The following is a 7,638-nucleotide window of genomic DNA, read 5'->3' as shown; positions in this document are numbered from 1 at the left end:
TATGACCAGCACCGACGCGGCCCGGAACCAGTCGGCGAGCTGCTCCTGCCCGACCGGCGGGCGGAAGCGTACGACGTCGGCGATGCCGAGCCGCGCGGCGAGCTTCTGGAGGCCCTCCGGCTTGGCGAGGCCGCTGCCGCTGGGGCCGCCGACGACGGGCACGACGATGCGGGAGCGCAGCTCGGGGCGCTCGTCGAGGAGGTGGGCGACGGCGCGCAGCAGGACGTCGGGGGCCTTCAGCGGCTGTATGCGGCCGGCGAAGAGCGGGATCAGCGCGTCCTGCGGCAGGCCGAGGCGGGCGCGGGCGGCGGCGCGGCCGTCGGCGGGGCGGAACCGGTCGAGGTTGACGCCGGGGTGGACTACGGCCACGCGCGCGGGGTCGGCGGCGTAGTGCCGGACGAGTTCGTCGGCCTCCTCGGCCGTGTTGGCGATCAGCCGGTCGGAGGCGGCGACGATCTGGGTCTCGCCGATGACGCGGGCAGCGGGTTCCGGGGTGTCGCCGTCGGCCAGGCTGGCGTTCTTGACCTTGGCCATGGTGTGCATGGCGTGCACCAGGGGCGCGCCCCAGCGCTGGGCGGCGAGCCAGCCGACGTGGCCGGAGAGCCAGTAGTGGGAGTGGACCAGGTCGTAGTAGCCGGGGCGGTGTCCGGCCCAGGCCTGCATGACGCCGTGGGTGAAGGCGCACAGCTGGGCCGGCAGCTCCTCCTTGGCGAGGCCCTCGTAGGGGCCGGCGTCGACGTGCCGGACGAGGACGCCGGGGGCCAGTTCGACGGCGGGCGGGAGGGCGGCGGTCGTCGCGCGCGTGAAGATCTCGACCTCGATGTTGATCGCGGCGAGGCGCTGGGCGAGCTCCACGATGTAGACGTTCATGCCGCCGGCGTCGCCGGTGCCGGGCTGGTGGAGCGGCGAGGTGTGCACGGAGAGCATGGCGACGCGGCGGGGCCTGCGATGCAGCCGCAGCCGCGGGGAGGCCGCCGGTGAGCGACGCCCGAGCCTGCTGACGTACTGGCTCACGAGCCGTTCCTCCTCGGTGCGGGCATGCCGGTCGGGAGGACGCACGGCGCCCTCCAAGGGGTGGGAACACCGGATGGCCATGCTCCATTTCCGGTTTCCCGCCCTTTGCCGAATCATTACCGCCTATCGCTCAACCGTTCGACGGCTCGCTGCGTGCGAGGGCCTCCGTCCCTTTCCGCCAGGCCTCGGCCAGGTCCGCGCCCGGAGGGAACCGGCCGTGGATCTCCAGGACCACCATCCCGTGCGCGAAGGCCCACAGGGAGCGCGCCAGGTCCGCGTCCCCGCCGCAGGCCTGGAGCACGGGCGCGGCGGCCCGGTCCTCCAGGCCGGCCGGGAGCGAGGCGCGGGGCAGGGGGCGCTCGTTGGCCAGGCAGTACAGGTGGGGGTGGGCGAGCGCGTAGGCCCGGTACGCCCGCGCCAGCGCCACCGGCGAGCCGGGCTCGCGCGCCACGGCGGCCTCCATCGCCTCGGCGGTCTCGGCGAGGAACTGGGCGACCAGCTCGACCTCGACGGCTTTCTTGTCCGGGAAGTGCTTGTAGAGGGAGGGGGCCTTGATGCCGAGGCGGTCGGCGAGCGCCCGCAGGGTGAGCGCGGCGGGCCCGGACTCCTCCAGCAGGGCGCGCGCCTCCGCGGCGATCTCACGGGCCCGGGGGGACAGGCGGTCAGCCACGCTGGAAGCCCTCCTTGGTGCGCAGTCCATAGCCGAAGGCGCGATCGTACGAGATGTGGGCGAGCCACCCGCACAGCGCCGCGAAGGCCGGAGCCCAGGTCAGCGGCGTGAGGGGGTAGAGCACGACGAGCGCGAGCGGGACCAGGGCGCGGTGGGCGGCGTTGTAGTACGGGACCGCGCGGGGCGGCAGCTGCCCCTTCTCCATGCGGGGCGCGACGGAGAGGCCGACGAGGAAGGTGAGGTCGGGCGCCAGGAAGAAGGCGAAGGCCAGGAGGCCCGCGGCCCAGCCGTGGTTCACCGCCTCCACGACGGCGAACGCGGACCAGAACAGCGCCCCCAGCAGCCAGGCGGTGCGCCGGACGAGGGCGAAGGCGCGCGGGGGCGGCGGAGCGGTGACCGTGCTCATGGGTCGGTCCCTCCTGTCGGGTGGGGACGGCGTAGGCTAACGCCGTTAGCCCCACCGTAGGGCTAACGGCGTTAGCCGTCAAGGCGGCGTCCCTGCCCCGGCCCGGGCGGGACCGGCCGCACACCCCGGACCGGCCGCACACCCGGGACCGGCCGCATACCCTCGTACGCATGACAGCCCGCGCCAGCACCCGCCCCGTGGGCACGGTCACGCGCGGGACAACGAACCCGAACCGGCTGCGCCGCATGGACCGCTGGATCGTGGCCGTGCACGGCGCCGAACTGCGCCGCGCCGCCGACCCCGTCGCCGTCGACCTCGGCTACGGCGCGGCCCCCTGGACCGCCGTCGAGCTGCTGCACCGGCTGCGCACGGTCGCGCCGCGCACGCGCGTGGTGGGCGTCGAGATCGACCCGGCGCGGGTGGCGGCGGCCGGGCCGTACGCGCGCGAGGGGCTCGTCTTCCGGCACGGCGGCTTCGAGGTCCCGGTCCCCCGGCCCCCGCTGCTGATCCGCGCGGCGAACGTGCTGCGCCAGTACGACGAGGAGGAGGTCGCCGCCGTCTGGCAGCGGCTGTGCGCGCGGCTCGCGCCGGCGACGGAGCATTCGCGCGGCGGACTCCTGGTCGAGGGCACCTGCGACGAGATCGGGCGCCGGCACGTATGGGTCGCGCTCGGACCGCTGGGGCCGCGCACGGTCACCTTCGCGACCCGGCTCGGTTCGCTCGACCGCCCCTCCGACCTCGCCGAACGGCTCCCCAAGGCGCTCATCCACCGCAACGTCCCCGGCGAGCCGGTGCACGCCTTCCTGCGCGACTTCGACCGCGCCTGGGCCGCTGCCGCGCCCTACGCCTCCTACGGCGCCCGCCAGCGCTGGCTTCGGACGGTGCGGGACCTGACCGCCGACTGGCCGGTGACGGACGGTCCGGCGCGGTGGCGGCAGGGCGAAGTGACGGTGCGCTGGGAGGCGTTGGCCCCGCGCGGCTGAACGGCGGGCCGCACCGCGGGAACGATCTCCGTGCGACGTTCGTCACACAGCCGGGAAGCGCCGTGCCGGGACGGCCGGGGAAGGGGAGAGAAGCGGGGGGAAGCCCTCCACATGCCGCGGAAGTGTCCCCTCTGTATCTTTCCGCGCCGGCATGGCACGATCCCTCGAACGACCGAAGTTACTGACGGTAAATCAGTTCTGGGGGCGAGGTATGCGTACGGGGATGCGTGGCTTGACGACTGCCGCCGTGACCGTGGTCTGCGCGGTCACCGTGCTGGCCGCCCCGGGCACGGCGTTCGCGGCACCGGACCCCACCCCGTCGCCGACGGCCTCCGCGACGCCGCCGCCCGCCGCGACTCCCGGCAAGGACCTGGAGGCCGTGCGCAAGAAGCTCGACAAGCTCTACCGCGCGGCGGCCTCGGCCACCGACGAGTACAACGCGGCCGAGGAGAAGGCGCAGCAGCAGTCCGCCGAACTCGTCTCGCTGGCCAAGAAGATCGTCGAGGGGCAGCAGAAGCTGGACGGCCTCAAGGACCGCGCGGGTGCCGCGGCCCGCGCCCAGTACCGCACCGGCGGGCTGTCCGACGAGGCCAAGCTGATGCTGAGCGAGGACCCCGAGCAGTTCCTGGACAGCACCGGCCGGGTGATGCAGGGCCAGCGCGCCACCAAGGGCCTGCTCGGCGAGATGACCCGCACCCAGGAGGACCTGAAGGCCTACCAGGCGGACGCCTCCGCCCAGTGGAAGAAGCTGGAGGCCAACCGCAAGGCCAAGGCCAAGGCCCAGAAGACGATCGAGGGGCAGATCGCGGCGGCCGAGAAGGTCGAGTCCGAGCTGGAGCAGGAGGAGAAGGAGCGCCTCGCCCGGCTGGAGAAGCTGGCCCAGGAGAAGGCCCAGGCGGCCTGGCTCGGCTCCGGCGTCGTGAAGGACCTCGGCGCCGACGCGACCGAGCAGGGCACCAAGGCCGTGGAGTACGCCACCGCCCAGATCGGCAAGCCGTACCAGTGGGGCGCCGAGGGCCCGAAGGCGTACGACTGCTCGGGCCTCACCTCGCAGGCGTGGGTGGCGGCCGGGCAGGCGATCCCGCGCACCTCGCAGCAGCAGTGGCAGCAGTTGCGGCACGTCGACATCAAGGACATGCGCCCCGGCGACCTGATCATCTACTTCGAGGACGCCAGCCATGTCGGGATGTACGTCGGCGACGGCAAGGTCGTCCACGCCCCGCGCCCCGGGCGCACGGTGACGATCGCCGGGGCGGGCACGATGCCGATCCTCGGCGTGGTGCGCCCGGACACGGCGGCCGAGCCCGCGGGGTGACGCGGGCCACGCGGTCCGCACCGCGAGCGTGACGTCGCCCACGTGACGCGGTCCACCCCGGACGCCCGGCCCCGCGTGACGTTCGTCATCCCCGCACCGCGGCCGACGTGTCCAACTGCGTTAGCAAACGCGGCATATGACAGTGGCCGATGGCCGTCCGACGTGTTGTGGACCATTCCGCAGCGGCGCCGTCACCCGCTATGGTCCCCGTCGGTGGGTCGAGGTCCCTCGCCCCGCCATGCCCTCGGGGGGAGGGAAGGAACCCAGACGATGCCCGTACCCGTACCGCGGCAGAGGGCGATCCCGGCCGCGGAGTGCGGTCAGGCGCCCGCCGCGTCCCCGCCGAGCGGCCGTTCCCCGGAACCGGCCCCGCTCGGGACGAACCCGGCCGAGAACCCCACCAGTCAGCGAGAGAACCCCACGGAGAAGCGCGAGAAGACCACGGACCAGCGAGAGAGCACCGCCCCCAGCACCGCTCCCACCAACCTGACGCTGCTGCTGATCGAGGACGATCCGGCCGGCTCGCCGATCGTGCCGGACCTGCTCGACCAGTCCGGCAAGCCGATCCGGGTGCGCACGGCCCGCAACCTCACCGAGGCCGCGCGGCTGCTGACGGACGACGTCCACTGCATCCTGCTGGACCTCGCCCTGTCCGCCCCGGCGCGGACAGGCGAGGGCGGGGGCGACGACGAGCTGGCGGTGCTCAAGCACGTACTGGAGCTGGCGCCCCGGCACGCCGTGCTCGCGCTCACCTCCTCCAGCGACGCCGAGCGCGGCGCGGAGGCCGTGGCGGTCGGCGCGCAGGACTACCTGTTCCGCGACGAGCTGGACGGCCGGCTGCTGAGCCGCGCGATCCGCTACGCCGTGGAGCGCAAGCGGTCCGACTCGGCGGAGCGGCGCCTGGCCGAGGGCCGGCTGCGGGCGCAGGAGAACGCGCGCCTGGAGCGCGGTCTGCTGCCGACCCCGCTGCTGGACGGCTCCCCGCTGCGCTTCGCCGCCCGCTACCGGCCGGGCCGTTCGCGCGCCCTGCTCGGCGGCGACTTCTACGACGTGGTCCGCACCCCGGACGGCACCGTGCACGCCATGATCGGCGACGTCTGCGGGCACGGCCCGGACGAGGCGGCGCTCGGTGTGGAGCTGCGGATCGCCTGGCGTGCGCTGACCCTGGCGGGACTGTGCGGGGACGAGCTGCTCGGCACGCTCCAGCAGGTGCTGGAGCACGAGCGCTCGGACGACGAGATCTTCGCGACCCTGTGCACCGTGGACATCGCGCCGGACGGGCGCCGCGCCGGCCTGTGCCTGGCCGGTCACCCGGCGCCGCTGGTCGCCGGCCCCGGTGTCCCGGCGCGGCTGCTGCCGTACGACAACAACGGCCCGGCGCTCGGGCTGCTGCCGGGTGCCCGCTGGCCGCGGATGCAGGTGGAGCTGGGCGCCGAGTGGAGCCTGATGCTCTACACGGACGGCCTGATCGAGGGCCACATCGGCGAGGGCCGCGAACGGCTCGGCCAGGACGGCATGGTGGAGATGGTCCGCCGCCGCTTCGCCGACGGCCTGCGCGGCGAGGAGCTGATCCAGACCGCGGTGAACGAGGTCCGCGACCTCAACGGCGGCGAGCTGACGGACGACGTGGCCGTCCTGCTGCTGGACCGCGTCCCCTGACCGCCGCGGCCGCCCCGGAGGGCGGCGCGGGGGTCAGCGTCCGCCGTTGTACGGGCCGTAGGGGCCGTCGCTGCTGGAGCCGCGGCGGCTGTTGCGGCCGCCGCCGGGCAGGCCGCGCAGCACGGGCCGTACGTCGACCATGTACACGATCGTCGCGATGAGACCGATGATCGGCAGGAACGACAGGATCGGGAACAGCAGGTTCACCACGAACGCGAGTCCGAGGACGATCAGCCAGAACGGCTTGGTCTTCTTGTCGGCCGCGCGATAGGCGTCCTCCCGGCGCGTGGCGGCGTCGATCAACGCGAAGCCGCTGAAAACGATCAGGGCGGTGCTCAGCAGCCACATGAAGCCTGCGAACCCCTGCATCAGCACAACGTCCACCACCAGACTCGGGTCGTCCTTACGCGGTCACCGTACCCGGAGAACGGGCCAGACACCCCAAGGGTGCCCGGCCCGCGTGTGGTTCCGCTCTCCTACTTGGCGGGCGGCGTCGTCTTCTTGGCGCTGGCGGCGGGAGCCGGGGCGGGCTTCTTCGCCGGCGCCTTGCGGGCGGCCGGGGCCGGGGTCTTCTTCGCCGCGGCCGGCTTGTCCTCCGTGACCGTGACGGGCTCGGGCTTCGGCTCGACGGCCACGGCCACCTCCTCCACGCTCTCGGCGACGTCCTCGATGCCGTCGGCGGCCTGGCCGCGCCAGGTGCGCACGGCCTGCTCACCGTGCTCGGCGACCTTCTCGTACGTCTCCCGGGCCTTGACGGCGTACTCGGCGGCGACGCCGACGGAGCGCAGCGCGAGGTCCTGGGCGGTCTCGCCGAGCTTCTTGAAGTCGGCGTCGAGGGAGCCGATGAACTCGTTGACCTTGGTCTGGAGGGTGCCCTGCGTCTCCTTGACGCGGGCCGTCGCCTTCTCCTGGACGGCCTTCGGGTCGGTGTTGCGCACGGCCTCGATGCGGGCCGGCGCCTCGGAGCGCAGCTGCTCCACCAGCACCGGCACCTTCTTGGCCTGCTGGAAGGCGAGGTCGGCGGTGCCGGCGGCGAAGTAGAGCGGGGTGGGGTCGCTGAAGGTCTTGCGCAGGTCGTCGGTGATGGCCATGGTGCTGGTCCTCCCGGAATGCGTTCTGCTGAGGGTCGGTTGGTGGTCCCGCGCCCGTCCGGCCGGCTGCTCGCGCCTGCTCAGCCGGCCGACTGCTGCGGGTCGGCGTCGCTGCCGCCGCTCGTACGGGGGCGGCGGCCGGGTATGGAGCCGCCGGGGCCGCTCTCGGTGGCGTCGGCCGGGGCGTCGTCGGTGCCGAACCCGTTCTCCTTGCGGAAGGAGTCGTAGATCTGGAGCAGCACCTGCTTCTGCCGCTCGTTCAGCGTGGGATCGGCGAGGACGACCGCACGGGTCTCCACGTCGTCCCGGTCCCGTTCCGCGTCCAGGATCCCGGCGCGCACGTACAGCGTCTCGGCGGAGATCCGCAGGGCCTTGGCGACCTGCTGGAGCACCTCCGCGCTCGGCTTGCGCAGCCCGCGCTCGATCTGGCTCAGATACGGATTCGACACCCCGGCGGCGTCGGCGAGCTGCCGCAGCGACAGCTGCGCGTTGCGCCGCTG

The 7,638-nt window shown here is 73.7% G+C and carries 9 protein-coding genes; 3 read left to right on the top strand and 6 right to left on the bottom strand.

Translation table 11 applies throughout. The features are described from left to right. The 3 genes from mshA to GTW67_RS26750 all read right to left on the bottom strand — a co-directional run. The coding region (mshA, locus tag GTW67_RS26760) for a D-inositol-3-phosphate glycosyltransferase (protein ID WP_161167349.1) at positions 1-1,014 on the bottom strand (1,014 nt) is incomplete at its 3' end. A gap of 130 nt (positions 1,015-1,144) precedes the next feature. Next, entirely contained in the window at positions 1,145-1,714 is a 570-nt protein-coding gene (locus GTW67_RS26755; RefSeq protein ID WP_161167347.1) for a TetR/AcrR family transcriptional regulator, read from the bottom strand. After that, entirely contained in the window at positions 1,677-2,090 is a 414-nt protein-coding gene (locus GTW67_RS26750) for a DUF4260 family protein (protein WP_161167346.1), read from the bottom strand. The genes GTW67_RS26755 and GTW67_RS26750 overlap by 38 nt, the downstream gene beginning before the upstream one ends. A gap of 170 nt (positions 2,091-2,260) precedes the next feature. Between GTW67_RS26750 and GTW67_RS26745 the strand changes: the two genes are divergently transcribed. The 3 genes from GTW67_RS26745 (at position 2,261) to GTW67_RS26735 (ending at position 6,047) form a co-directional block, all read left to right on the top strand. Further along, on the top strand, positions 2,261-3,073 hold the full coding sequence (locus GTW67_RS26745) for a class I SAM-dependent methyltransferase (protein WP_202437738.1): 813 nt from the start codon (positions 2,261-2,263) through the stop codon (positions 3,071-3,073). A 211-nt stretch (positions 3,074-3,284) separates the two neighbouring features. Further along, positions 3,285-4,388 carry a C40 family peptidase gene (locus GTW67_RS26740; protein ID WP_161167345.1) on the top strand — a complete coding sequence of 368 codons (1,104 nt, stop codon included), beginning with the start codon at positions 3,285-3,287 and terminating at the stop codon, positions 4,386-4,388. A 270-nt stretch (positions 4,389-4,658) separates the two neighbouring features. After that, complete coding sequence (locus GTW67_RS26735; protein WP_161167344.1) at positions 4,659-6,047, top strand: PP2C family protein-serine/threonine phosphatase; 1,389 nt, start codon at positions 4,659-4,661, stop codon at positions 6,045-6,047. A gap of 33 nt (positions 6,048-6,080) precedes the next feature. Here GTW67_RS26735 and GTW67_RS26730 read toward each other — a convergent pair whose 3' ends face one another. From GTW67_RS26730 to GTW67_RS26720, 3 genes are all read right to left on the bottom strand, one after another. Further along, the gene (locus tag GTW67_RS26730) at positions 6,081-6,416 is read right to left on the bottom strand and encodes a DUF2516 family protein (protein WP_161167343.1); all 336 of its coding nucleotides are present in this window, start codon (positions 6,414-6,416) and stop codon (positions 6,081-6,083) included. 107 nt (positions 6,417-6,523) lie between these two features. Then, positions 6,524-7,138 (bottom strand): hypothetical protein, encoded by a 615-nt coding sequence (locus GTW67_RS26725; protein WP_161167342.1) that lies wholly within the window; start codon positions 7,136-7,138, stop codon positions 6,524-6,526. Positions 7,139-7,218: 80 nt separating this feature from the next. Continuing rightward, a partial coding sequence (locus tag GTW67_RS26720) for a helix-turn-helix domain-containing protein (RefSeq protein ID WP_161167341.1) occupies positions 7,219-7,638 on the bottom strand: 420 nt, incomplete at its 5' end.

The organism is Streptomyces sp. SID5910, from assembly GCF_009862125.1.
Classification (GTDB): Bacteria; Actinomycetota; Actinomycetes; order Streptomycetales; family Streptomycetaceae; genus Streptomyces.
This window is presented reverse-complemented; position numbering and strand designations above follow the sequence as displayed.

What these genes read in the sequence shown, in the direction of transcription:
- GTW67_RS26725 (WP_161167342.1), bottom strand. Translation starts at nt 7,138, where the DNA reads ATGGCCATCACCGACGACCTGCGCAAGACCTTCAGCGACCCCACCCCG.
- GTW67_RS26735 (WP_161167344.1), top strand. Translation starts at nt 4,659, where the DNA reads ATGCCCGTACCCGTACCGCGGCAGAGGGCGATCCCGGCCGCGGAGTGC.
- GTW67_RS26745 (WP_202437738.1), top strand. Translation starts at nt 2,261, where the DNA reads ATGACAGCCCGCGCCAGCACCCGCCCCGTGGGCACGGTCACGCGCGGG.
- GTW67_RS26730 (WP_161167343.1), bottom strand. Translation starts at nt 6,416, where the DNA reads ATGCAGGGGTTCGCAGGCTTCATGTGGCTGCTGAGCACCGCCCTGATC.
- GTW67_RS26755 (WP_161167347.1), bottom strand. Translation starts at nt 1,714, where the DNA reads ATGGACTGCGCACCAAGGAGGGCTTCCAGCGTGGCTGACCGCCTGTCC.
- GTW67_RS26740 (WP_161167345.1), top strand. Translation starts at nt 3,285, where the DNA reads ATGCGTACGGGGATGCGTGGCTTGACGACTGCCGCCGTGACCGTGGTC.
- GTW67_RS26750 (WP_161167346.1), bottom strand. Translation starts at nt 2,090, where the DNA reads ATGAGCACGGTCACCGCTCCGCCGCCCCCGCGCGCCTTCGCCCTCGTC.